This is a genomic window from Actinocatenispora thailandica (assembly GCF_016865425.1).
GTDB classification, from domain to species: domain Bacteria; phylum Actinomycetota; class Actinomycetes; order Mycobacteriales; family Micromonosporaceae; genus Actinocatenispora; species Actinocatenispora thailandica.
In genome coordinates this window covers 6,932,125-6,956,002 of the sequence record NZ_AP023355.1, presented here as the reverse complement: position 1 = coordinate 6,956,002, position 23,878 = coordinate 6,932,125, and the positions used below count along the sequence as shown (strand labels likewise).

At 70.7% G+C, this 23,878-nt stretch carries 21 protein-coding genes and 2 tRNA genes; 12 read left to right on the top strand and 11 right to left on the bottom strand.

All coding sequences use genetic code 11. The features are described from left to right. Positions 1-249 precede the first annotated feature (249 nt). The 5 genes from dnaA (at position 250) to Athai_RS31440 (ending at position 7,452) form a co-directional block, all read left to right on the top strand. Positions 250-2,274, top strand: a complete 2,025-nt coding sequence (dnaA, locus tag Athai_RS31460; protein ID WP_275422615.1) for a chromosomal replication initiator protein DnaA — start codon at positions 250-252, stop codon at positions 2,272-2,274. Between the two features lie 983 nt (positions 2,275-3,257). Next, entirely contained in the window at positions 3,258-4,394 is a 1,137-nt protein-coding gene (gene dnaN, locus Athai_RS31455; protein WP_203964839.1) for a DNA polymerase III subunit beta, read from the top strand. Between the two features lie 125 nt (positions 4,395-4,519). Further along, positions 4,520-5,404, top strand: a complete 885-nt coding sequence (gene gnd, locus Athai_RS31450; protein WP_203964838.1) for a phosphogluconate dehydrogenase (NAD(+)-dependent, decarboxylating) — start codon at positions 4,520-4,522, stop codon at positions 5,402-5,404. Positions 5,405-5,468: 64 nt separating this feature from the next. Then, on the top strand, positions 5,469-6,638 hold the full coding sequence (recF, locus tag Athai_RS31445) for a DNA replication/repair protein RecF (RefSeq protein WP_203964837.1): 1,170 nt from the start codon (positions 5,469-5,471) through the stop codon (positions 6,636-6,638). A gap of 238 nt (positions 6,639-6,876) precedes the next feature. Next, positions 6,877-7,452 carry a DciA family protein gene (locus Athai_RS31440; RefSeq protein ID WP_239157501.1) on the top strand — a complete coding sequence of 192 codons (576 nt, stop codon included), beginning with the start codon at positions 6,877-6,879 and terminating at the stop codon, positions 7,450-7,452. Between the two features lie 153 nt (positions 7,453-7,605). Here Athai_RS31440 and Athai_RS31435 read toward each other — a convergent pair whose 3' ends face one another. The 4 genes from Athai_RS31435 to Athai_RS31420 form a co-directional block, all read right to left on the bottom strand. Beyond that, on the bottom strand, positions 7,606-8,601 hold the full coding sequence (locus tag Athai_RS31435) for a hypothetical protein (protein WP_203964836.1): 996 nt from the start codon (positions 8,599-8,601) through the stop codon (positions 7,606-7,608). Between the two features lie 43 nt (positions 8,602-8,644). Next, positions 8,645-9,160, bottom strand: coding sequence for a SigE family RNA polymerase sigma factor (locus tag Athai_RS31430; protein WP_203964835.1), 516 nt, complete (start codon positions 9,158-9,160; stop codon positions 8,645-8,647). Positions 9,161-9,276: 116 nt separating this feature from the next. Continuing rightward, positions 9,277-10,335 carry a hypothetical protein gene (locus Athai_RS31425; protein ID WP_203964834.1) on the bottom strand — a complete coding sequence of 353 codons (1,059 nt, stop codon included), beginning with the start codon at positions 10,333-10,335 and terminating at the stop codon, positions 9,277-9,279. Next, the gene (locus Athai_RS31420) at positions 10,332-10,859 is read right to left on the bottom strand and encodes a SigE family RNA polymerase sigma factor (RefSeq protein ID WP_203964833.1); all 528 of its coding nucleotides are present in this window, start codon (positions 10,857-10,859) and stop codon (positions 10,332-10,334) included. The genes Athai_RS31425 and Athai_RS31420 overlap by 4 nt, the downstream gene beginning before the upstream one ends. Before the next feature lie 710 nt (positions 10,860-11,569). Here Athai_RS31420 and gyrB point away from each other — a divergent pair. From gyrB to Athai_RS31395, 6 genes are all read left to right on the top strand, one after another. Continuing rightward, the gene (gene gyrB, locus Athai_RS31415; RefSeq protein ID WP_203964832.1) at positions 11,570-13,519 is read left to right on the top strand and encodes a DNA topoisomerase (ATP-hydrolyzing) subunit B; all 1,950 of its coding nucleotides are present in this window, start codon (positions 11,570-11,572) and stop codon (positions 13,517-13,519) included. A 104-nt stretch (positions 13,520-13,623) separates the two neighbouring features. Then, entirely contained in the window at positions 13,624-16,104 is a 2,481-nt protein-coding gene (gene gyrA / locus Athai_RS31410; protein ID WP_203964831.1) for a DNA gyrase subunit A, read from the top strand. 3 nt (positions 16,105-16,107) lie between these two features. Continuing rightward, positions 16,108-16,737: a DUF3566 domain-containing protein gene (locus Athai_RS31405; protein WP_203964830.1), complete on the top strand. Its 630-nt coding sequence runs from the start codon at positions 16,108-16,110 to the stop codon at positions 16,735-16,737. Positions 16,738-16,948: 211 nt separating this feature from the next. Further along, positions 16,949-17,022 (top strand) — tRNA-Ile (locus Athai_RS31400). Positions 17,023-17,080: 58 nt separating this feature from the next. Next, on the top strand, positions 17,081-17,209 hold the full coding sequence (locus tag Athai_RS34620) for a DLW-39 family protein (RefSeq protein ID WP_211255515.1): 129 nt from the start codon (positions 17,081-17,083) through the stop codon (positions 17,207-17,209). Between the two features lie 192 nt (positions 17,210-17,401). Then, positions 17,402-17,474 (top strand) — tRNA-Ala (locus tag Athai_RS31395). A gap of 57 nt (positions 17,475-17,531) precedes the next feature. Here the strand turns inward: Athai_RS31395 and Athai_RS34615 are convergent. Together Athai_RS34615 and Athai_RS34610 are read right to left on the bottom strand one after the other, a co-directional pair. Further along, positions 17,532-17,993: a tyrosine-type recombinase/integrase gene (locus tag Athai_RS34615; protein WP_239157287.1), complete on the bottom strand. Its 462-nt coding sequence runs from the start codon at positions 17,991-17,993 to the stop codon at positions 17,532-17,534. 149 nt (positions 17,994-18,142) lie between these two features. Further along, positions 18,143-18,352: a hypothetical protein gene (locus Athai_RS34610; protein WP_239157286.1), complete on the bottom strand. Its 210-nt coding sequence runs from the start codon at positions 18,350-18,352 to the stop codon at positions 18,143-18,145. 520 nt (positions 18,353-18,872) lie between these two features. Between Athai_RS34610 and Athai_RS31385 the strand changes: the two genes are divergently transcribed. Then, positions 18,873-19,352, top strand: a complete 480-nt coding sequence (locus Athai_RS31385; RefSeq protein ID WP_203964829.1) for a hypothetical protein — start codon at positions 18,873-18,875, stop codon at positions 19,350-19,352. A 259-nt stretch (positions 19,353-19,611) separates the two neighbouring features. Here Athai_RS31385 and Athai_RS31380 read toward each other — a convergent pair whose 3' ends face one another. The 5 genes from Athai_RS31380 to Athai_RS31360 form a co-directional block, all read right to left on the bottom strand. Further along, positions 19,612-20,514 carry an IS5 family transposase gene (locus Athai_RS31380; RefSeq protein ID WP_420829807.1) on the bottom strand — a complete coding sequence of 301 codons (903 nt, stop codon included), beginning with the start codon at positions 20,512-20,514 and terminating at the stop codon, positions 19,612-19,614. 382 nt (positions 20,515-20,896) lie between these two features. Further along, positions 20,897-21,469 carry a DinB family protein gene (locus Athai_RS31375; RefSeq protein ID WP_203964828.1) on the bottom strand — a complete coding sequence of 191 codons (573 nt, stop codon included), beginning with the start codon at positions 21,467-21,469 and terminating at the stop codon, positions 20,897-20,899. A gap of 306 nt (positions 21,470-21,775) precedes the next feature. Continuing rightward, a complete protein-coding gene (locus Athai_RS31370) occupies positions 21,776-22,027 on the bottom strand; it encodes a hypothetical protein (RefSeq protein WP_203964827.1) in 252 nt (83 codons plus the stop codon). 285 nt (positions 22,028-22,312) lie between these two features. After that, positions 22,313-23,359, bottom strand: coding sequence for an amidohydrolase family protein (locus Athai_RS31365; protein ID WP_203964826.1), 1,047 nt, complete (start codon positions 23,357-23,359; stop codon positions 22,313-22,315). Positions 23,360-23,405: 46 nt separating this feature from the next. After that, the gene (locus Athai_RS31360) at positions 23,406-23,849 is read right to left on the bottom strand and encodes a carboxymuconolactone decarboxylase family protein (protein ID WP_203964825.1); all 444 of its coding nucleotides are present in this window, start codon (positions 23,847-23,849) and stop codon (positions 23,406-23,408) included. Positions 23,850-23,878: the final 29 nt, after the last annotated feature.

Genomic DNA, 23,878 nt, shown 5'->3' with positions numbered 1-23,878 from the left:
CGTGTACGGGCGTGCCGGCGTCCGGCATCGCGGCGTCTCACCGGAGTCTGCGCGAATCTGGTTCGCGCGGTTCGTCCCTGGTTGATACTGGAAGCTCCAGAACGATCCACAGGCTGTGGATGGACCTGTGGATAACTTGCGAGCCTGCTGCTCACGGCGCCGTACGATGCACCGCAGCGGGTTCGCCGCCGCCGGTCGGGCAGCAGCCGAGCACCGGGGCTGCCCGCGATGGCGAGGGGGTGCACAGCGGTGGGCGACGACGCGGTCAACCTTGCCGCCGTGTGGGTCGCGGCGACCGAGGAACTCGCCAACGAAACCCTCTCCCCGCAGCAGCAGGCGTGGCTGCGGCTGACCCGGCCGCTGGCGCTGGTCGAGGACACCGCGTTCATCGCCGCACCGAACCCGTTCACCCGCGACGCGATCGAGTCGCGACTGCGTCCGGCCATCACCGAGGCGCTGTCCCGCCGACTGGGGCGCACCATCCAGTTGGCCGTCGCGGTGCAGCCGTCGGACGACCCCGACCAGGTGGCCGGCGACCCGGGCGCGACGCTGCCACCGACCGCACCCGACTTCCGGGCCGCGGCACCCGACTACCGCGGCCCGGCCAGCGACTACCCGCCCGCGCCGCCGGACTACCGCCCGGACGGGTCCGACTACCGGCCGGAGGGCGTCGAGTTCCGCCCCGAGCCTGCGGAGTACCGGCCCGAGAGCAACGACTTCGCGCCGGACCGGCGCGGGTACCAGTCGGACGGGCCGGACTACCGCCCAGACGCCCCGGACTACCGCCCGGACGCCGCCGGCTACCGGCACGACGGGCGGGACTACCCGGCCGATACCCGGGACTACCGGCCCATCCCCGGCGGCTACCGCCCCACGCCGGGTGACTACCCGCCGCCGGCGCAGGACCGGACCGAGCCGGACGACTACCGCCGGGCGACCGAACCGGACGGGCAACTTCCGCTCGGCATTCCGGCGCCGCAGCTCCCCGGCCTCGACATCCCCACGGCCAGCCGGGCCGCGTCGCCACCCCGGCGCACCGCGCCGACCGTCACCGGACCGGCCGGCGCACCGCCCCAGCGCGCCGGCGACGACCCCGGCGCCGAACCGGTCCGGCCACCGGCCGCGGCCCGGCCGGACCGGGGCCACCGCCTCGGCTCCGAGGGCACCGGCCGCGGCGACTCGGCTTCCCCGGTACGGCCGGGTGGCCAGCTGCGCGACTACACCGGCCGCGGCGCCGACGCGGTCAGCCGGCTGAACCCGAAGTACACCTTCGAGACGTTCGTGATCGGCTCCAGCAACCGGTTCGCCCACGCGGCGGCGATCGCGGTCGCCGAGTCGCCGGCCAAGGCGTACAACCCGCTGTTCGTGTACGGCGGGTCCGGCCTCGGCAAGACGCACCTGCTGCACGCGATCGGGCACTACGCGGCGAGCCTCGGCAACGCCCGCTCGGTGCGGTACGTGTCGACCGAGGAGTTCACCAACGACTTCATCAACTCGCTGCGGGACGACAAGATGCAGGCGTTCCAGCGGCGCTACCGGGACGCCGACATCCTGCTGATCGACGACATCCAGTTCCTGGAGCGCGCCGAGCGCACCCAGGAGGAGTTCTTCCACACCTTCAACACGCTGCACAACGCGAACAAGCAGATCGTCATCACCTCGGACCGGTCACCGAAGCAGCTGTCCACCCTGGAGGACCGGCTGCGCACCCGGTTCGAGTGGGGGCTGCTCGCGGACATCCAGCCGCCGGATCTGGAGACGCGGATCGCGATCCTGCAGAAGAAGGCGGCGCACGAGCGGCTGTACGCGCCGCTCGATGTGCTGGAGTTCATCGCGTCCCGGATCCAGAACTCCATCCGGGAGCTGGAGGGGGCGCTGATCCGGGTCACCGCGTTCGCCAGCCTGAACCGCGCGGCGGTCGATCTCGGGCTGGCCGAGGAGGTGCTGCGGGACCTGATCCCGGACGGCGCCGGACCGGAGATCAACTCCGAGCAGATCATGGAACTGACCTGCGACTACTTCGGCGTCAGCATCGACGACCTGCGCGGGCACTCGCGCTCCCGGGTGCTGGTGAACGCCCGCCAGGTGGCCATGTACCTGTGCCGGGAGCTGACCGACCTGTCATTGCCACGGATCGGCCAGGCATTCGGCGGGCGTGACCACACGACCGTGATGCACGCGGACCGCAAGATCCGTCGGCAGATGGCCGAGCGGCGCACGCTGTACAACCAGATCGCCGAGCTCACCAACCGGATCAAGCAGCAGGAGCCGTAGGGCGAGTCGCTGGGGCCGGCCTTGCGGCGGTCCTGGCTCGGCCGAGCAGTGCTCCTCGCCGTACTCCTACCTTCCTGCGGGCGCCGTCCTCGTGCGGGCGGCCCTTCCCTCCTGCAGGCGCCCTTCCCGCTCTGTGCGGGCGCCTTTCGCCTCTCCTGCCGGCGTCTCTTGCCTCTCGTGCGGGCGTCTCTCGTGCCGTTGGCCGGTCAGCCGAGTCGGACAAAACGCGCCGGGGTGCGGCCGGCCGGTGTCCCGCAGACCCCGAGCAGACCCCCGATCGGGGCGCTCGCACCGAAAGCGACGAGCCTCACACGGGCTCGATCCACAACTTCATCCACAGGTGTATCAACATGCTGTGCACAAGGGCTGTGGACAAATCGGTGGATTGCCTGTGGTCAAGCCGGCGTGTCCTGGGGACAGCGTGTGGACGGCCGGTGGACAGAGTTTTCCACCGGTTGCCGACCATGGTTCACGCTGGGGACAACCCTGGGGAAGACCTGGGGACAGCACGGTGGATAAGCCCGCGAGCCTTGGGACAACGCGTGGACAACGGGGAGCCGCCGGGCCGCCTGTGGACGACGCGCCGAGTCATCAACCGCTGCGCACACAGCTTTCCCACACCCCTCAACCGAGCCGGATCAGGGAAAACGTCGGTTCTCCACAGTTTCCACAGCCCCTATGACGTTGATGGGTGAGTTCTTCTAAGAGAACGAAAAGCCAATCGTCTGGGTCCCGGGAAGCAGCCAAGCGCCCGAGCCGTACCTGAGCCACCCCGCACCGGGAGAACCGTCCGCAACGACTCGACCGGGCCCTTAGAATCGAGACCCGCAGCGCACGCCCCGGACGGCCCGGGCATTCGTCGAGTTGTCGGTGGGTGCCCGTAAGGTCCTGAGGCGGGCCTGCGCCACGACCAGCCGACCCGCGACGCCGATGCGTGACGGACGCCGTCGGCGCCCGACCGACGCTCTCCCAGGAGGGACCGCATGAAATTCCGGGTTGAGCGGGATGCGCTCGCCGACGCCGTCGCCTGGACCGCGAAGAGCCTGCCGAACCGGCCTCCGGTGCCGGTGCTGGCCGGCGTGCTGCTCGCCGTCGGTGACGGTCGGCTGACCGTGTCCGGCTTCGACTACGAGGTCTCCAGCCAGGTGCAGGTCGACGTCCAGCCGGACGAGGAGGGCACCGTGCTGGTCTCCGGCCGGTTGCTGGCCGAGATCACCCGGGCGTTGCCGGCGAAACCGGTCGACGTCGCCACCGAGGGTTCGAGGGTCGAGATCACCTGCGGCAGCGCGCGGTTCACGCTGCCGACGATGCCGGTCGAGGACTATCCGGCGTTGCCGGCGATGCCACGTTCCGCCGGTCGCATCGACGCGGCGCTGTTCGCCACCGCGGTGGCACAGGTCGCGATCGCGGCCGGTCGCGACGAGACGCTGCCGATGATCACCGGGGTCAAGTTCGAGCTGGAGCGCAACACGCTCACCCTGCTCGCCACCGACCGCTACCGGGCCGCCATGCGCGAGCTGGAGTGGCAGCCGGACGAGGCGGACACCAGCCTGTCCGCGCTGGTGCCGGCACGCACGCTGAGCGAGACCGCGCGTGCCCTCGGGCCGCTCGGCGGGAGCGTCGGGATCGCGCTGTCCGCGCCCGGCGCCGGCGAGGGCATGATCGGCTTCGCCGGTGGCGAGCGTCGCACCACCAGCCGGCTGCTGGAGGGTGACAACTACCCGCCGCTGCGCTCGATCTTCCCGGCCGAGTTCACCTCGCACGCCCGGGTGCCGGCCGCCGCGCTGGCCGAGGTGGTCAAGCGGGTCGCGCTGGTCGCCGAGCGCAACAACCCGGTCCGGCTGTCGTTCTCGTCCGACGGACTCGTCGTCGAGGCCGGCGCCACCGAGGACGCCCGCGCCTCCGAGGCGCTGGAGTGCGAGTACGACGGGGAGCCGATGACCACCGCGTTCAACCCGCAGTACCTGCTCGACGGGCTGGCGCAGCTGGGGCGGCCGATCGCGAAGCTGTCGTTCGTCGACCCGATGAAGCCGGCGGTGGTGTCCGGCAGCACCGAGGACAACGACGACGACACCTCCTACCGGTACCTGATCATGCCGGTGCGGTTCGCCAACCAGTAGTCGGCCACAGCCGCGGTGCCGGGTCGCGGCGCCGGTGAACCACCCGCGTACCGTCGTCGCGGGGCGATCGGCACCGACGATCCCGGTGTCGATGCGCCGTCGGCGGAGCGGAATCTGGAGGGGACATGCAACTCGGGCTCATCGGTCTCGGCAAGATGGGCGGCAACATGCGGGAGCGGTTGCGTCTGGCCGGGCACGAGGTCGTCGGCTACGACCGGAACCCCGACATTGCCGATGTGGCCAGCCTCGCCGAGCTGGTGGAGCGGCTGCCCGCGCCGCGCGTGGTGTGGGTGATGGTGCCGGCCGGTGACCCGACCCGGCAGACGGTCGAGGAGCTGGGCGAGCTGCTGTCGCCGGGCGACGTCGTCATCGACGGTGGCAACTCGCGCTTCACCGACGACAAGGTGCACGCCGAGCAGCTGGCCCCGAAGGGCATCGGGTACGTGGACTGCGGTGTCTCCGGTGGCGTCTGGGGCCTGCAGAACGGCTACGCGCTGATGGTCGGCGGGACGGACGAGGACGTCGCCAAGGCCCAGCCGATCTTCGACGCGCTCAAGCCGGAGGGCGAGTTCGGCTTCGTGCACGCGGGCGGTGTCGGCGCCGGGCACTACACCAAGATGGTGCACAACGGCATCGAATACGGGATGATGCAGGCGTACGCGGAGGGCTTCGAGCTGCTGGAGGCGTCCGAGATCGTCGACGACGTGCCGGGCGCGATCAAGTCCTGGCGCAAGGGCACCGTCATCCAGTCCTGGCTGCTGGACCTGCTCGACCGGGCACTCGACGACGACCCGAAGCTGGCCAAGATCGCCGGCTACGCGGCCGACTCCGGCGAAGGCCGGTGGACGGTCGAGGAGGCGATCCGGCTCGGCGTCCCGCTGAACGTCATCTCCGCCTCGCTGTTCGCCCGGTTCGGTTCCCGGCAGGAGGAATCGCCGACGATGAAGGCGGTCGCCGCGCTGCGCCACCAGTTCGGTGGGCACGCGGTGAAGGAGGACGCGGACGGCTGATCCGTCCACGGGGCGCGGACGGCACGGCCGTCCACCGCCGGCGGCGACACCTGGGGGATGAGGGATGTACGTCCGAGCGGTCGAGTTGGTCGACTTCCGCAGCTATCCACAGGTGTCGGTGTCCTTGTCCCCGGGTCCGAGCGTGTTCGTCGGGCCCAACGGGCAGGGCAAGACGAACCTGATGGAGGCGCTCGGTTACCTGGCCACGCTGGGCAGCCATCGGGTCTCGTCCGACGCCCCGCTGGTCCGGGCCGGTGCCGCCCGCGCGGTGATCCGCGCGGTGGTCGTCAACGACGGCCGCGAGCTGGTGCTGGAGCTGGAGTTGGTGCCCGGTAAGGCGAACCGGGCCCGGCTGAACCGGTCACCGGTGCCCCGGGCCCGCGAGATCCTCGGCGCCCTGCGTACCGTGCTGTTCGCGCCGGAGGATCTCGCGCTGGTGCGCGGCGACCCGTCGGAGCGGCGGCGCTACCTGGACGAGCTGCTGGTGTCGCGCTACCCGCGCTATGCCGGTGTCCGGGCCGACTACGACCGAGTTCTCAAACAGCGCAACGCCTTGCTGCGCACCTCGTACCTGGCGCGCCGGGCCGGCCGGCGCGGCCACGGCGGCGACGGCGAGTCGAGTGCCGCGGCCGATCTGCGCACCCTGGACGTGTGGGACAGCCATCTCGCCCGGCACGGCGCCGATCTGGTCGCCGGCCGGCTGGAGCTCGTCGCCGCGCTCGGCCCGCACCTGGAGAAGGCGTACGACGCGGTCAGCCAGGGCAAGGGCCGGGTGCACGCGGCGTACCGGTCGACGTTGGCGGCGGACGGCGAGGCGGAGCTGACCGCCGACCGGGACGTGCTCGCCGCCCGGCTGTCGGCGGCGCTGGCCAGGGCCCGGCCGCAGGAAGTGGAGCGCGGCACCACGCTGCACGGGCCGCATCGCGACGAGCTGCTGCTGCGCCTCGGTGACCTGCCGGTCAAGGGGTACGCGAGTCACGGCGAGAGCTGGTCGGTCGCGCTGGCGTTGCGGCTGGCGAGCTTCGAACTGTTGCGCAGTACCGGGGCCGAGCCGGTGCTGATCCTCGACGACGTGTTCGCCGAGCTGGACTCGGGGCGCCGGGCGCGGCTGGCCGACCTGGTCGGCGGCGCGGACCAGGTGCTGGTCACCTGCGCGGTCGCCGAGGACGTGCCGCCCGCGCTGCAGGGTGGGCGGTACGACGTGGCTGCCGGCGAGGTGCGCCGTGTCCTCTGACCGCACCGCCGACGGTGACCGGGGCGCCCGCCCCGGCGGGCAGCGCGGCGATGACACCGATGGTCGGCACACCGCCCGCCCCGGCGGGCAGCGCGGTGAGCAGACCGGTGCTCGACGCGGTGGCCGGGCGACCGGGCAGGCGCGGGACGCGGCCGCCGGCGGCTCGGACAGCGGTGGGGTCGACGGCCGGGTCGGCGAGAACACCCGGGCCGGCAAGAACACCCAGGCCAGCGACGACATCCGGTCCGGCGACAACGCCCGGTCCGGCGAAGCTGCCGGTGCGACGGCCGGCGACCGGCCGGCGGGGGTACCGGACGGGCTGGCCGGCCCGGAGCTGGCCCGGGCGGTGCTGGCGGCCGCGAAGGCGAAACGTGGCGAGCGTGGTGGGTCGACGCGATCGCGCGGCGGCGATCCCCGGCGGTACCGCAAGCGCGGCTACTCCGGCCCCGGGCCCGATCCGCGCGACCCGCAGCTGTTCGGCGCGTTGCTGGGCAAGCTGGTCCGGGACCGCGGCTGGCAGCAGCCGGCCGCCGAGGCGACCGTCTTCGGCGCCTGGGAACGCGTGGTGGGCGCGGACATCGCCGCGCACTGCCGGCCGGTGAAGCTGGTCGAGGGCGAGCTGACGATCGAGGCGGAGTCGACCGCCTGGGCCACCCAGCTGCGGCTGCTCAGCGGCAAGATCCTCGCCAAGATCGCGCAGGAGGTGCGGCCCAGCCCGGTGAAGCGGCTGCGCATCCACGGCCCGGCGGCGCCGTCCTGGCGGCACGGCCCGCTGCGGGTGCCCGGCCCGGGGCCGGGCGACACGTACGGCTGATCGGGGATCCGCCGTCTGGCAACGGATCCACCGCCGCGCCGGGCGGCCGAACGAAACGCCGAACGCGTCCCAGGGCAACCGGCCTGGGTGCACGGCGCTGCCGCAGGGGTGCGGACCCGGCGGCAGCGAGCGGTGCGGCCGACGCGGCGCGGATCAGCCTCGGATCGGGTCGGCTCGCCAGGTGCTCGGGTCCCGCGGTTCGCCGAAGATCCGGAGCCCGTGGGTCAGGGTCGCGGCGGCCACCCCGCGCGCGGGTGTCACCTGGACCATGAAGCCGTGGCGTACCGTGACGTGCTTTCCGGGGGCGATGTCCGAGCTCAGCGAGATGGACGACCACGTCTTCGGCTGGTCGCTGGTGCCGACGCGCAGCGTGGCGCTCGTTCCTCCGAGGCTCCCGCTGTCCGCGTACGTCGTGCCGGCGCCCACCACGTGCTGGCCGGCGGGCAACCGCAGCGCGAACGGGAACCTCAGCGCCGTGTTGCCGTCGATGCGCAGGTTCTCGGCGATTCTGCGCGCCACCGCCGGAGTCCGGTCGCCGAAGCCGGTGCCGGCTGTCGCGCCGGGCCCTACCGCCCCGGTACCGCGGCTGCCACCCGTCACCGGGATAGTGACCACGGCGTGCGCGCCGGACGGGTACGCCCACTCGAGGGTGTAGCCGTTGGGGTCGGGAAGCAGCTCGGCGGGCATGCCCTGGACCGGCGCCACCTTCTTCCCGCTGCCGAACGTGAGGCCCTCCAGCGGACCGTCCTCCGCGGTCCTCGCGGGAACGGGCCGTACCCCCGGCGCGAACAGGGTCAGCTCGACGATCCACACGAACCGCACCGCCTTCGGCTCCTTCGGATCGGGGACCGAGCGCAGGTATGTCAGCGACTGCAGCCTGTCCCGCGTCGTACCCCGCTGCCGGACCGTCGCGCCGCTCGGCATCCACCCCGGGGCGAGCCGGGAGACCAGCGGGTCGTAGCGGCCGCCGCCGTCGGATGCCGCGGCGACGCGCGCCGTCGTCCCGGGCAGCTGCGAACGGACCACCAGACCAGTACCGCCCAGCGCCACCGCCACCACTCCCGCGGTACCGGCGAGCACGACGTTGCGCCGTCGGCGGACCTGCCGGCCGCGCCGGACGGCGTCGGACACCAGGTCGGTGCCCGCCACCGGGGGTCCAGTTCGCGCAGCGGCGCCAAGAGTTCCTGATCGTTCATCTGATGGTCCTCTCCGCGGCGGCTGGGGCCGCGACCCCGAGCGCCCGCCGCAACGTGGCCAGCCCGCGCGCGGCCTGGCTCTTGACCGTGCCGGTGGAACAGCCGAGCAGGTCGGCGACCTCGGTGACCGGCAGGTCGTGCAGGTACCGCAGGACCAGTACCGCGCGCTGCCGTGGCGGCACCGCGAGCAGCCCCTGCCGTACCAGGTCGCGGTCCTCGATGCGGTCGCCGGCCGGGGCGGGCCGATCCGGCAGTTCCGCCAGCAGCCGCACCCGGGACCAGGCACGGCGCTTGTCGCTGAGGAACGTGTTGATCAACATGCGCCGTACGTAGGCGTCGAGATGGTCCGCGCGGCGGGCGCGGCGCCAGCGCACGTACAGGTCGGTCAGCGTCTGCGCCACCACATCGTCGGCCCGCTGCCCGTCGCCGACCAGCTGGTACGCGGTGCGCCGCAGCAGCGGTAACCGCACCCGCACGTACTCGACGTACTCGTGCTCCCAGTCAACGCGCACCGTGGCCCCTTCCGTGCCGTCCCTACTGCAGATGCGATCGGGTACCGGCCGGGTTGCACGAAGCCGCCGCCGGTTCCGGGAACCGGCGGCGGGCGGGGCGGTGGGCGGCGGCGCGGTCAGTCGCGGACCGGGTCGGCCCGCCAGGTGGTCACGTCGGTCGGTGACCCGAAGACCTGTACCTGGTCGGCGAGCTGCTTGCTGTCGCCGTGCCCGGCGACCGATGCCTGCAGCATGAAGCCGTGCGTGTTCGGGATGGAGTAGACACCGCTGACGAACGTCTCCGGCTTGCCCTTCGTTGCCGGCGAGATCGTCTGCACCGTCGACCAGGTCTTCATCCGCCCGCTGGTGCCCCAGGTCAGCAGGGCGTTGGTGGCCAGCTTGCCGTCGTTGCCCCGCATAATGCGTGAGGTCGCCGCCACCACGTGCTGGCCGGCGGGGAGGTGCAACGCGAACGGGAACTTCAGCGGCGTGTTGCCGTCGATCCGCAGGTTTGCGGCGATCTTGCGGGCCACCGACGCGGCCCGGTCGCCGAACCCGGTCTGGTAGTCCGCCGGCTCCTTGCTGGCCTGGCCGGTCTGGCCGGAGGCGTCGATCTGGACGATCGCGTGCGCGCCGGACGGGTACCGCCAGGCGAGCCGGTAGCCGGGCGCCTTGCCGAGCACCTCGGCCGGCATGCCCTGCACCGGGTCGGTCCTGGTGCCGTGGCCGAACTGCAGGTGTTCGTGCGGGCCGTCGGACGCGGGTTTGATCCCCGGCGGGTACAGGTAGAGCTCGACTCCCCAGTCGATCCGCTCGATCCGCTTCGCGGTGCCCTCCCACTTCTCGAAGCGCAGTGACTGCACCTTGTTCTCGACCGACTGCTCGTGCAGGTTCGCGCCGGCGGGCAGCCACCCGGGGCTCAGCCGGGAGACGAGCGGGTCGTAGTTGCCCCCGCCGGTGGCCGCTGCGGAGACCCGCGCCGTGGTCGTACCGGGCAGCTGCGGTTGGACCGCCAGGCCGGTGGCCGCGAGCGCCGCGACCACGGCGACACCGCCGATGGTGAACCGGCGCAGCCGGCGGCGCCGTACCGCCCGATCCGCGGCCTCCGCCGTCGAGGCCAGGTACCCGGGGGCGAGCGGCGGTTCGTCGACCGGGTCGGCGTCCGCGAACAGCTCGCGCAGCTTCTCGTCGTTCATCTCGTGCTCCTGTCTGTGCCGGCCGGTTCCGCGACTCCCGCGTACTCGGGCAGCAGGCGGCGGAGTCGGCCGATGGCGGCGGAGGTCTGGCTCTTGACCGTGCCCACGGAGCACCCGAGCGCCTCCGCGGTTTCGGCCACGTCCAGGCCCTCCCAGTACCGCAGGATCAGGACGGCGCGCTGGCCCGCGGCGAGCCGGTCGAGGGCGGCGCGCAGGTCGAGCGCACCGTCGTGGTCGACGGCGCCGGTGGGCCGGTCGGGCGGCGTTGCGACCGACAGCACCCGCCGGTACCAGGGTCGGCGCAGCTGTTCGAGGAAGGTGTTGACGAGGATGCGCCGGCTGTACGCGTCGATCGACCGCGCGGCCGTTGCCTTCGCCCAGTGCAGGTACAGCTTGACGAACGTGTCCTGCACCAGGTCGTCGGCGGCGTCCCAGCTGCCGGCCAGCCGGTACGCGGTGCGCCGTAGCGAGGTCACCCGGCCCTGGATGTAGGACTCGTAGTTCTGCCGTTGCCGTGGATCCATCCGCCCTCCCGATCCTGCTACCCGTACCGATGGGGCGGGCCGCCGTTCGGTTGGGTGGTCGAGTGCGGAGCTTTCCGGTGCGCCGCGACCGGCGGCCGTTCGGGCCGGTACCGGTTGCGCAGGGTGATCGCCCGCGACCGTACCGGTTCGGGGCCGGCCGGGCGGGGTGGCGGCGCGCTGATCGGGCCGGTCGGCTGTCCGGTTCGACCCGTTCGCGCCGGGGTCCCCGGGTATCGTGGCGGAGGCTCCCCGCGGCGGCCCCGCACCGCCGGTGCGGGGGTCGCTTCCGGCCAACCGGGTCTGCCGCGCCGAGGCCGCGTGGCACCCCCCATCCTGGTAGGGGGGTGCGTCCACCCGCTTTTTCTGGTCTTCTCGGCCACGTCAGGGGTGCCGCATCGCGGTTATGTCGGCAGAGCCAAGTAATATTGACACGGAGTTCAGCCGTTCGACCCGCAAGCGCGGGGATCGATCGGCACGCGTGGGAGGCCGCGGGGCCTCGGCCGTCGGCCGCCGCCCCGGCGACCTTCGTGCAAAAGGGGCGTGGGCCGACAGCTGGCCGACGGCCGGGCGTCCGGTTCGATGCACCAGGTCCGGAATCCCTTCCCGGCCCGCCGTGGGCGGGTGCGCGTGCCGTTCGCTGCCCGCGTTCGCCCGACCCTCGCGGCCCGGCACCCGGCTCCACTGCCGGTTCGCGGAGAAAGTGACAGAGGGTGGCAGCCCCCAAGCAGAAGCAGAGCGACTACACGGCAGCGTCGATTCAGGTCCTGGAGGGCCTGGAGGCGGTCCGCAAGCGTCCCGGTATGTACATCGGTTCCACCGGCGAGCGTGGCCTGCACCACTTGGTGTGGGAGGTGGTCGACAACGCCGTCGACGAGGCGATGGCCGGCTACGCCGACGAGATCGAGGTCACCCTGCTGTCCGACGGTGGCGTGCGGGTGATCGACAACGGCCGTGGCTTCCCGGTCGACCTGCACCCGAAGCTGAAGAAGCCGGGTGTCGAGGTCGCCATGACCGTGCTGCACGCCGGCGGCAAGTTCGACGGCAAGGCGTACGCGGTGTCCGGCGGCCTGCACGGCGTCGGCGTCTCGGTGGTCAACGCGCTGTCGGTCCGGATGGAGGTGGAGATCTGGACCAAGGGACACGCCTGGCGGCAGAACTACGAGCACTCCAAGCCGGGCCCGCTGGAGCAGGGCGAGCGCACCGAGCGCACCGGGACGAGCGTGTCGTTCTGGCCGGACGGCTCGATCATGGAGGCCGTCGAGTTCAACCACGAGACGATCCACCGCCGGCTGCAGGAGACCGCCTTCCTCAACGGCGGCGTGAAGATCGTCTTCACCGACGAGCGCACCACCGAGGACCAGCCGGACGTCGTCACCGAGACCTTCCAGTACGAGAACGGCATCGCAGACTTCGTGGCGCACCTGAACGCCAAGAAGACGCCGATCCACAAGTCGATCATCTCGTTCGACGGTCAGACCGAGGGCATGTCGCTCGAGATCGCGATGCAGTGGAACGAGTCGTTCGGCGAGAGCGTGTACACGTTCGCCAACGTGATCAACACGATCGAGGGCGGTACCCACGAGGAGGGCTTCCGGGCCGCGCTGACCAGCGTGATCAACAAGTACGGCGCGGACAAGAAGCTGCTCAAGGGCAACGACAAGCTCAGCGGTGAGGACATCCGCGAGGGACTCGCGGCGATCATCTCGGTGAAGCTGGCCGAGCCGCAGTTCGAGGGCCAGACCAAGACGAAGCTCGGCAACACCGAGGTGAAGAGCTTCGTGCAGCGGGTCTGCAACGAGTGGCTGGTGGACTGGCTGGAGCGCAACCCCAGCGAGGCGAAGGTCATCATCACCAAGGCGTCCGCGGCCGCGCGGGCCCGTGCCGCCGCCGCTCAGGCGCGCAAGTTGGCCCGCCGCAAGAGCCTGCTGGAGGCCGGCTCGATGCCGGGCAAGCTGGCCGACTGCCAGTCGACCGACCCGCGCGAGTGCGAGATCTTCATCGTGGAGGGCGACTCGGCCGGCGGCTCCGCGAAGCAGGGCCGCAACCCGCAGATCCAGGCGATCCTGCCGATCCGCGGCAAGATCCTCAACGTGGAGAAGGCGCGGATCGACCGGGTCCTCAAGAACAACGAGGTCCAGGCGATCATCACCGCCGCCGGCACCGGCATCCACGAGGACTTCGACATCGGCAAGCTGCGGTACCACAAGATCGTGCTGATGGCCGACGCCGATGTGGACGGCCAGCACATCACCACGCTGCTGCTGACGCTGCTGTTCCGGTTCATGCGGCCGTTGGTGGAGATGGGCCACGTCTACCTGGCCCGGCCGCCGCTCTACAAGATCAAGTGGAACCGGAAGGGCGACGACGTCCAGTACGCGTACTCCGACCGGGAGCGTGACGGGCTGATCGCGCTGCGGCAGGAGAAGCGGCCGAACGCGAAGCCGGACGACATCCAGCGGTTCAAGGGTCTGGGTGAGATGAACTACCACGAGCTGTGGGACACCACGATGAACCCGGCCACGCGGTTGATGTCACAGGTCAGTTTGGACGACGCCGCAACCGCGGACGAGCTGTTCAGCGTTTTGATGGGTGAGGACGTGGAGTCGCGTCGGGAGTTCATTCAGCGCAACGCCAAGGACGTCCGGTTCCTCGACATCTGACTACGGATCAGAAGGTTGGGATCGACCGGAGTCAGCAGCGGGCCACGCTGAGTGGCTGATCATCCACACTATCCACAGCGATATCCACAGCGAAGAGGTAATTCGTGACCGAGACGACGGTGCCGCCGGGCGGCGGAGACCGGATCGAGCCGGTCGGGCTCGAAGTCGAGATGCAGCGGTCGTACCTCGATTACGCGATGAGCGTGATCGTCGGCCGCGCGCTGCCCGAGGTGCGGGACGGCCTCAAGCCGGTGCACCGCAAGATCCTGTACGGCATGTTCGACGACGGCGTGCGCCCCGACCGGGGTTACGTCAAGTGCGCCAAGGTCGTCGGCGCGGTGATGGGTAACTACCACCCGCACGGCGACTCGGCGATCTACGACTCGCTGGTTCGGATGGCGCAGCCGTGGTCGATGCGGGCGCCGCTGATCGACGGCAACGGCAACTTCGGTTCGCCGGGCAACGACCCGGCCGCCGCGATGCGGTACACCGAGTGCCGGCTCGACCCGCTGGCCATGGAGATGCTGCGGGACATCGACGAGGACACCGTCGACTTCTCGCCGAACTACGACGGCACCACCCAAGAGCCCGACGTGCTGCCGGCCCGGTTCCCGAACCTGCTGGTCAACGGCTCCGAGGGGATCGCGGTCGGGATGGCGACCCGGATCCCGCCGCACAACCTGCGCGAGGTCGCGGAGGGCGTGCAGTGGTGCCTGGCGCACCCGGACGCCACCGAGGAAGAGGCGCTGGAAGCGCTCATCGGCATCGTCAAGGGCCCCGACTTCCCGACCAAGGGTCTCGTCGTGGGCACCCAGGGCATCCTCGACGCGTACCGGACCGGCCGCGGTTCGATCCGGATGCGTGCGGTGGTGGACGTCGAGGAGGACGCCAAGGGCCGCGCCATGCTGGTGGTGTCCGAGCTGCCCTACCAGGTCAACCCGGACAACCTGGCCGAGCGGATCGCCGAGCTGGTCAAGGAAGGCAAGATCAGCGGCATCGCGGACATCCGCGAGGAGTCCTCCGGCCGTACCGGCATGCGCCTGGTGCTGGTGCTCAAGCGCGACGCGGTCGCCAAGATCGTGCTGAACAACCTGTACAAGCACACCCAGTTGCAGGAGACGTTCGGCGCGAACATGTTGGCGCTGGTCGACGGCGTGCCGCGGACCCTCAACCTGGCGCAGTTCCTGCTGCTCTACGTCAAGCACCAGATCGAGGTCATCGTCCGGCGCACCCGGTACCGGCTGCGCAAGGCCGAGGAGCGGGCGCACATCCTGCGCGGCCTGGTCAAGGCGCTGGACCAGCTGGACGAGGTCATCGCGCTGATCCGGCGCTCGCCGAGTGCGGAGCAGGCCCGGACCGGCCTGATGGAGCTGCTCACCGTCGACGAGGTGCAGGCCACCGCGATCCTCGACATGCAGCTGCGGCGGCTCGCCGCGCTGGAGCGGCAGAAGATCATCGAGGAACTGGCCGAGATCGAGGCCAAGATCGCCGACCTGCAGGACATCCTGGCCAAGCCGGAGCGGCAGCGGAAGATCGTCTCCGAGGAGCTCGCCGAGATCGTCCGGAAGTACGGCGACGAGCGGCGCACCAAGATCGTCCCGTTCGACGGGGACGTGTCGATCGAGGACCTGATCGCGCGCGAGGACGTCGTGGTGACGATCACCCGCGGCGGCTACGCCAAGCGCACCAAGGTCGACCTGTACCGCTCGCAGCGGCGCGGCGGCAAGGGCGTCCAGGGCGCCCAGCTACGGCAGGACGACCTGGTCAGCCACTTCTTCGTCTGCTCGACGCACGACTGGATCCTGTTCTTCACCAACAAGGGCCGGGTCTACCGCGCGAAGGCGTACGAGCTGCCCGAGGCGAGCCGCGCGGCCAAGGGGCAGCACGTGGCGAACCTGCTCGCGTTCCAGCCGGACGAGCACATCGCGCAGGTCATCGAGATCGCCCACTACGAGGTCGCGCCGTACCTGGTGCTCGCGACCAAGAGCGGCGTGGTCAAGAAGACCAAGCTGTCCGATTTCGACTCGAACCGGTCGGGCGGGGTCATCGCGATCAACCTGCGCGACGAGGACGAGGTGGTCAAGGCCGCGCTGATCGGGCCGGAGGACGACCTGCTGCTGGTCAGCGCGAACGCGCAGGCCATCCGGTTCAAGGCGACCGACGAGTCGCTGCGGCCGATGGGGCGGGCCACCGCCGGTGTGATCGGCATGCGGTTCACCGACGGGGACGTCCTGCTGACGATGGAGGTCGTCAGGGAGGGCGTGGACATCCTCGTCGCCACCGACGGCGGGTATGCGAAGCGGACTCCCGTGGAGGAATACCCCACCCAGAACAGGGGCGGCAAGGGGGTGCTGACCGCCAAGATCACCACCCGGCGTGGTCAACTTGTCGGTGCACTCGCGGTGTCGCCCGAGGACGAGTTGTTCGCTATCACGTCCAACGGCGGAGTCATCCGGACTCCGGTGAAGCCTGTACGGCGGACCCGGGACCGGAACACAATGGGGGTCAAGTTGATGGACCTTCCCGCGGGCGTGACGCTGGTGGCGATCACCCGCAACGCGGACGAGCCCGAGGAACAGGACTGACGTATGACTGAGGCCAAGACGCACGAGACCGCCGCGGCGCGCTCCGGCCCCTCGGCCAACGGGCAGGGCAACAGGACCGTCGGGCGCGCCACCGTGCCCTCGGCCGACCCGTCGGCCACGAGCAAGTTCGTTCGGCCGCCGGGCATGAACCCGCCGCCGACCGGGCCGGTGTCCGCACCGCCGGACTCCGGTCCGGCGAAGGCGCAGGTCGCGGACGCGGTCCGGGCCGCACGGGCGACCGTGTCGGCCGCCGCGTCGCGCGGCCCGCGGCGGGCGCGTCTGCACCTCAAGCGCATCGACCCGTGGTCGGTGATGAAGTTCGCCTTCGCGGTGTCGCTGGTTCTGTTCATCGTGATGGTGGTGGCCACCTCGGTCCTCTACCTGGCGCTGGACACGATGGGCGTGTTCGAGAGCATCAACAAGACGCTCACCTCGCTGATCGGGTCCGCCGGCTCCAACGGCAAGGGCTTCAACCTGCAGATCACCGCCAAGGGTGTGATCGGTGTCGCAGCCCTGCTGGGCGTGGTCAACATGGTGCTGTTCACCGCCCTGTCCACCCTCGGCGCGTTCATCTACAACGTGTGCTCCGACCTGGTCGGCGGCATCGAGGTGACGCTCTCCGAGAAGGACTGAACCGCAGGTCCACCGGTTCCGGCCCGGCGCCCGGGTGGCGCCGGGCCGGAACCGTCTCTGCGGGGCCGATTCGGGCGGTCGGTAGGCGGTTTCGCTGGTACCGTCGGCGATGCCGCCGGGTCGACATCCGGTGGTGGGTGCACTGCGTCGCCACGCCGACCCCGGGTGGCGCCGACCGGGCAGCCATGGGGTAATCTTCAGGCTCGCGCAGGGGGCTATAGCTCAGTCGGTTAGAGCGCATCGCTGATAACGATGAGGTCGCTGGTTCGATTCCAGCTAGCCCCACTCCCGAGCCGTTGCGTCGACCGTCTGCGGCCGGCGAGATTCGCAACTAGGGGGACTGATGGTGAAGAAGCTTCTGATCGTCGCCGCGGTTGTCGGCGTCGCTGCGCTGGTGGCGAAGAAGGTCAAGGACGCGAACGACGAGCGTGCTCTCTGGCACGAGGCCACCACGTCTCCTGACCTTCGCTAATAGCATCGGGCCGGGTTCCACCCGGCCCGGACGCGTGCGGCCCGACGGCGATTCACGCCGTCGGGCCACAGTGCCGTTCGATGCGGATGCGCCGTTCGATGGCGGTGTGCCGTCGGGCGGCGATGTCATTCGCGCGTCGCGCCGTTCGATGCTGGTACCGCTCATCGATCGACGCGCCGTCGAGATCCACTCGGGGCTGTAGCTCAACTGGCAGAGCATCGCCTTTGCAAGGCGGGGGTTAGGGGTTCGAGTCCCCTCAGCTCCACCCGGGCTTATAACACTGTGTAGTTGGAAAATGTAGCCAACGGTGTAGCCAAGCGGCTCAGCCGTTGTCCCTGCGCAGCAGGCCGTCCATCACGCCGGACGCGCCGCGCGCGGTTGCCGGAAGTACGTGCCCGTACGTGTCGGCGGTCAGCCGGATCGTGGAGTGCCCCAGCAGCTCCATGACCGTCCGCAGCTCCACCCCGCCGGTCAGCAGGAACGTCGCGAACGCGTGCCGCAGGTCATGCAGGTGCAGCCACGGCAGGTCAGCCTCGGCCCGCACCGTCTCGAAGACCCGGTTCACGTTCCGCGGCTCCAACGGCGTACCGATGGACGAGGCGAAGACCAGGCCGTTGTCCTTCCACGCCTCGCCGGCCGCCAACTTCTCCGCCGCCTGCACCGCGCGATGCTTCTCCAACGCCCGCACCCCGAACGCGGGGATCGGCACCGGCCGCACTGAACGATGCGTCTTCACCGGCACGAACGACAGCTTGCCGTCCGCACGCTGTACCGCCTGCCGCACCCACAGCACCCGCTCGTCCAGGTCGACCGCCGATCAGGTGAGCCCCAGCAGTTCCCCGCGACGCAGACCGGTTGCCATCGCCAGCACGAACAGCCCTTCCAGCCGGTTGCCGGAGAGCTTGCCCATGAACGCCTGCGCTTCGTCCACCGTCAACGCCCGCCGTTCGGAGCGCCCCAGCTTCGCCGGCCTGACGCTCTCTTCGCCACGTTCCGCGCCACCAGGTCCATCCGCTCCGCATCCGCCAGTGCGGCCCGCAGCACGCCGTGAACCTTGATCACCGACGCTGCCGAAAGAGTCCGCTTCTCGCCGCGCGCCGTCGTGTACTTGCGGCCCTTCAACCCGGTGAGGAATTTCTGCACGTCCCGAGCGGTGAGCCGATCAAGGCGTCACTGGCGCGGCGCAGGCGCCGGGCACGGTCCGGGAAGGGCCGCCCGCCTACGGCCTGGCGGCCTCGGCGGGCGGTAGGCCGGCCCGCGCCCGGCGCCGCCGTCGACGAGCACCGCCAGGACCAGGGCGAGCTGTCGGGCACGGCCTTACGCTCGCCTCTGCGTGGCCGCCGTTTGTAGTGGTTCCGGGCGAGCGCTGCCGCGATGGCCCAAACCCGGGGCCATCTTGCCCCCGAGGGTTCGCCGGTTACGATCCGCCGGACGAGACGAGCTGCTGCGCAGCGTTTCGGCCTTCACCGCCTGGCCGTGCCCGAGCACCGCGGCCCGAGCCGAGCGCGACCAGGGCATGCCTCCGGCGGGGCGCTCAGGCTCTGGGATGGCCGAGGACGCCGGCCGGGTGCGGGTCGTGGGTGGTTGCCGAGAGGCTGTTCGTCCCGCTCGCCGATGCGCCAAGTGGTGCTGTAGCTGTGGAGGTCGTTCGTCTGGTCTTCCGATGGTGGAGAGCGACAACGGCGAGGACTCTGTCCGTGTGGCCGAGTCGAAGCTCACCAGGACGAAGTACGCCGCAGCCGTTGGGTTGCTGCGGGGCAAGAGGATCGCTGGCATCACGTACTACGTCCTGATGGGCGGCGATGATGGTCGTGAGCCGGAGCAGTGGGATTTCGGTACCTGGCATGCCGCGACCATGGGGGTTGAGCTGGTCGCCGACAGCGGCGAACGATTCTGCGCTGTGTGGGGTGACAGCTTCGATCACTATGGCCTCGAACTGTTCACCGGGCCCATGACCGACCACGTGGTCATGCTCGGCGAGCCGGGCGGGGTGGCGGCCATCTCGGTCTCGCGCCATCCGCAGTGGGCCGGCCTGGTCGGTACTGAGCTCACCGGTGTCGATGTCGCGTGGTCTGACGACCCCGTATCAACTCCCTCGCGATGCGGCTTGGCACCCGGCGGGCACACGCGTGGATCGCGGTAGGCAGGCCAACCGAATGGCCGCCGGACGGCACGTACTTGCTGGGAACCGACGACGTCATGGTCGTCTTCACCGAAGCGCTCGCCTCCAAGATCGGCATCCCACACATCCAGGCTTGCCCCTTGACCCTTGACCCCTTGACCGCAACGGGCCGCCACGACAGCCATCGTTGGGCACCAGATGGAGGGAGGGTTTGGGCGGGGCAACGCAGCCCGAGCGGAGATCGCGGCAGCCTCTTAGAGGCTGTTGGGTATGCGGGTGATCACGCTGTGAGGTGAGCTTCGATGGTGGCCCGGCAGGCTGCCTCGCGTTCGGTGGCGTTGGACCATCGGATGCTCTGACCGGCCAGGCGGGTGGCCATCAGCCGGATCATCGCTATCTTGATCATGGCTTCGGAGTTGGTGGCCAGGCGTTCATAGTCACGGGCCAGGCGCCGGTGGCGGACCAGCCAGCCGAAGGTTCTCTCGACGACCCAGCGACGCGGTAGCACCTGAAAGCCCTTCACGTCGTCGGTTCGCTTGACGATCTGGAGCACCAGGCCCAGTTTCTGTCGAGCCCAGCCGATCAGGCTGTTGTCGATCGAGTTGGCGTAGCCGCCGTCGGCCCACACCAACGCGATCGAGCAGAATCGTTGCGCCAGAACGGAAAGCACTGTCCTGCCGCCGGGCCGGTCCTGGACGCTGGCGGCAGTGACGCCCACGACCAGCAGCAGCCCCAACGTGTCGACCACGATGTGGCGTTTACGGCCCGTGGTGCGTTTACCGGCGTCGTAGCCGCGGTGCTGGCCGCCTTCACTGGACTTGATCGACTGGGCATCGATCACCGCCGCCGACGGGTTGCATTCACGCCCGGCACGCTGGCGGACCTGATCGCGTAGCGCGTCATGGACCCGGTCCCAGGTGCCGTCGGCGATCCACGCCCGATACCAGCGGTACGCGGCGTCCCAGGGCAGCAGATCGTGCGGGATCATCCGCCACTGGCAGCCTGAGCGCACCACGAACAAGATCGCGTCCAGCACCAGCCGATCACCGTACGTGCGCGCCGCGCCGCCCTTGCTGCGGTCTCGCACCGGCATCAACGGCTCGATCAGCGCCCACACCGCATCGGACAGGCTGGACGGATAGCATGAGCGGCGGTCATCCCCGCCAGCTGAACAGTTGCACACACAACGCGATCCTGGCGGGGATGATCTTGTTTTCCAGCCGACGCGCCGGCCGCCATCGCGCCACCACGCCCCGCAGTCAGCCGGCTACCCAACAGCCTCTTAGCAGCGGTTCGTGTAGCCAAAGGTGTAGCCAAGGCAGCGGACATGGCCGGACGTCGGCCGACAGCGGGTGGTAACCGCATGCGGTAGACCGACGTCGACAGACGCCCAGCCATGATCAGCGTGGACTTTGCAAGGCGGGGGTTAGGGGTTCAAGTCCCCTCAGCTCCACCCGAAGTCTTCGCGGTCAGAACAGAACCTTCCGCGTCTGGTGCCGACGCTGCATCGTGATCATCCGGGCAGGTCGGCGGGGCAGGGAAGGGCGTCGTACCGTCGTTTCCTGTCAGGCGAACCGGTCGGCGATCGCCCTCAGCCGCTGGGTGTGCGCCGGCCAGTCGGTGGTGTCGGGAATGTTGCTGCTGCGTGGTAGCAGCCCTACGGCGCCGTCGAGCTGTTCGCGGAGGATGTCTGCGTGGCCCGCATGGCGCTGCAGGTCAGCGGTCTTGTGAACCATGGTCTCGTGCAGCGTGACTTCCTCGCCGCCCCAATGGGCGACGCGCCCGATCGCGTCCAAGGGCAAGGTGTCGATGGTCTCGTCGGCGAAGGCCTGCACGCGGCGGTAGAGGTCGACAACCCCGGCGGAGGTCTCGTCCTCGGTGGCGTACCAGCCGGCGAGCGGGTCGGCGTCGTCGGGCGAGACGAGTTCGTCGGGTGTCCGCCACTCGCGGCCGAACGTCGGTCCGAAGTAGATCACCTCGGTGTTCAGCGCGTGCTTGACGAGGCCTAACAGGTTCGTACCGGTCGGGGTCCGAGGTAACCGGAGGTCGCGCTCGGAGACGCCCTCCAACTTCCACAGCAGCGCATCGCGCGCGCCCTGGAGGTAGCTCTTCAACACGTCCTTCGGTGCAGTCGCCATGCGCGTACCTTGTCACGCCGCATTGTCGTCCGCGATCACCCGCTCACTCGCAGCCCGACCCTGCAGCGGACACAGCGGGCATGGCCGCACGCCGACCGGTCGCCACCCGACATCGCGGCCGGGCCGGATCGCGGTGGTTCGGGCGGACGGGCTCGACAGCGGTCGGGCGGATCGGCATCCTGGCTGCCGCCGTTGGTGGGGTTCGGACGGGAGTGCGATGCGCGTCGAGTTCACCGCTCGTCGGGACGAGCGGTACTGTAAGCGGCTGCTGCGGGGCCGGCTCTATTCGGACTCGGGGTGGGGCATCTACCTTCCCTGGGTCCTGGTGTTGGCGCTGGTGTTGTGCTTCGCCGCGCGCGACCGCACCGCCTTCGTCGCCGGGGTGGCGGTGCTGGTGGCCCTGGTCATGCTGGGGGAGGGGTACCTGTTTCCGGTGCGGCGAGCGATGAAGCGGTTGCCGTCGTGGGCGTCGGACCCGCGGCGCATCGTCTGCGACGACACTGGTGTGACGGTCGAGTCGGACTTGGTGACCACCCGATCCGCCTGGGCCCGCTTCACGCGCGCGCCGGACCCCGTACGCGTACCTGGTGTACTCCACCCGGGACCAGTGTCTCGACCTTCCCCGGGAGTGCCTGACGGGCGAGCAGGACGAGCAACTCGCTGAACTGCTCCGTGACAGGGGGCTGTTGCCCGCGGTGCAGCCGGCCGGTTGACCGCGATGCGCCGACGGTTGACCGCGATGCGCCGACGGTTGACGGCGGTGGGCCGGGTGGGCGGCCGGCGATACGTGCGGGCCGGGCTGCCTCGGCTGAGCCCACGGTGCGCCGGGTCGGTCCGGTGCGGTCAGCGGTGGTGGCGGACGGCGCCGCGGAGGACGACGGCAACCGGTCTGTCCAGAGTGGACAGATCGGTGCGCGGGTCGGTGTCGTAGACCACGACGTCGGCCGGCGCCCCGTCGACCAACCCGGGTAGCCCGAGGTACGGGCGGGCGATCCAGGACGCGGCGCCGAGCGCGGCGTCCGCCGGGACTCCGGCGTCGACCAGGGCGCGGACCTCGTCGGCGATGCGGCCGTGCGGCCGCGAATCGGTACCGGCGAGCAGCGTGACGCCCGCCTCCGCCGCGGCGGAGGCGAGGTCGCCGTGCACGCCGGCGCCGGCCAGGTACCAGCGGCGGGCGGCGCTGTCCGGCCGTTCCGCGACCCGGTGGTACGACGCGGTGATGGTCGCCAGGGTCGGCGTCAGCGCGGTGCCCTGGGCGGCCATCTGGCTCAACAGCGCGGGATCCAGGCACATGCCGTGCTCCAGCGAGTCGACGCCGGCGGCGACCGCGGCGGCGCCGCCGGCGGCGTGTTGCGAGTGCACGGCGAGCCGGCCGCCGACCTCGTGCACCCGGCGCACCGCCTCCCGCAGGATCTCGGTCGGCACCACCTGGTCGCCGGGCTGCCAGTCGGTGATGATCTTCGCCCAGCCGGTGCGGGCGGCCTGCTCGGCCGCGACGCCGGGCAGGTCGGCGAGGTCGGCGCGGCGGCCCCAGCCGTCGAAGAACGTGTCGTGCTGCGCGATCCACGGCCCGGCGTGCACCGCGCGCGGCACGTCGGGGTCGGTGCCGAACCAGGCCGGCGGGTCGGCGGCGATCCCGGGCGCCCGGATCATCGTCACCCCGGCGGCGACGTGCTCGTGCAGGTCGGCGCGGAGCAGCTCGGGGTCGAGCGGCTGGCCGGGGCGCTGCGCGCCGGGGTGGGTGTGTGCGTCGACCAGACCGGGCAGCAGCCAGCCCTCCGCGACCAGCTCGGCCCCCGGCACCGGGTCGCTCGCCCAGCGGTCGCCGTCCGCGTACAGGTCGAGCCAGCGACCGTCGGGCAGCGCCCGCCCGCGCACCCGCAACACCATCGATGGCTCCTTCCCCGGTGCCGCACAGGGTACGCGGGCGGGCCCGTCACACGTGCTTCGGCGGCTGCGTGCGGTTGGCGATGTTCATCCGGTTCCACACGTTGATCACCGCGATGGCGAGGACCAGGTCGGCGAGTTCCTGCTCGTCGAAGTGCTTCGCCGCCGGCTCCCACACCTCGTCCGGCACGCCGTCCGGGCCGAGCCGGGTCACCGCGTCGGTGAGGGCCAGTACCGCGCGCTCGGCGTCGGTGAAGAAGTCGCCGTCCTGCCAGGCCGCGACCGCGAACAGGCGCCGGGCGTCCTCGCCGGCCTCGGCGGCCTCCCGGCCGTGCATGTCGATGCAGTAGGCGCACCCGTTGAGGATCGAGGCGCGCAGCTGGATCAGGTGCAGCAGTGTGCCGTCGACCCGCTCGTTCACGAAACCCTGCAGCGCCAGTACCTGCTGGACGCCCGCCTGCACGCTCGCCATCCCGAGCCGTTGCCTGCTCATCGTCTTCTCCCGTCGTACGAATCCGTGTC

Excerpts from the sequence above, each read along its gene's own strand:
- Athai_RS34620 (WP_211255515.1), top strand. The coding sequence starts at position 17,081 with ATGGTGAAGAAGCTTCTGATCGTCGCCGCGGTTGTCGGCGTCGCTGCG.
- gnd (WP_203964838.1), top strand. The coding sequence starts at position 4,520 with ATGCAACTCGGGCTCATCGGTCTCGGCAAGATGGGCGGCAACATGCGG.
- Athai_RS31365 (WP_203964826.1), bottom strand. The coding sequence starts at position 23,359 with ATGGTGTTGCGGGTGCGCGGGCGGGCGCTGCCCGACGGTCGCTGGCTC.
- recF (WP_203964837.1), top strand. The coding sequence starts at position 5,469 with ATGTACGTCCGAGCGGTCGAGTTGGTCGACTTCCGCAGCTATCCACAG.
- Athai_RS31385 (WP_203964829.1), top strand. The coding sequence starts at position 18,873 with ATGGTGGAGAGCGACAACGGCGAGGACTCTGTCCGTGTGGCCGAGTCG.
- Athai_RS31405 (WP_203964830.1), top strand. The coding sequence starts at position 16,108 with ATGACTGAGGCCAAGACGCACGAGACCGCCGCGGCGCGCTCCGGCCCC.
- Athai_RS31420 (WP_203964833.1), bottom strand. The coding sequence starts at position 10,859 with ATGGATCCACGGCAACGGCAGAACTACGAGTCCTACATCCAGGGCCGG.
- dnaN (WP_203964839.1), top strand. The coding sequence starts at position 3,258 with ATGAAATTCCGGGTTGAGCGGGATGCGCTCGCCGACGCCGTCGCCTGG.
- Athai_RS31375 (WP_203964828.1), bottom strand. The coding sequence starts at position 21,469 with ATGGCGACTGCACCGAAGGACGTGTTGAAGAGCTACCTCCAGGGCGCG.
- Athai_RS31360 (WP_203964825.1), bottom strand. The coding sequence starts at position 23,849 with ATGAGCAGGCAACGGCTCGGGATGGCGAGCGTGCAGGCGGGCGTCCAG.
- Athai_RS31425 (WP_203964834.1), bottom strand. The coding sequence starts at position 10,335 with ATGAACGACGAGAAGCTGCGCGAGCTGTTCGCGGACGCCGACCCGGTC.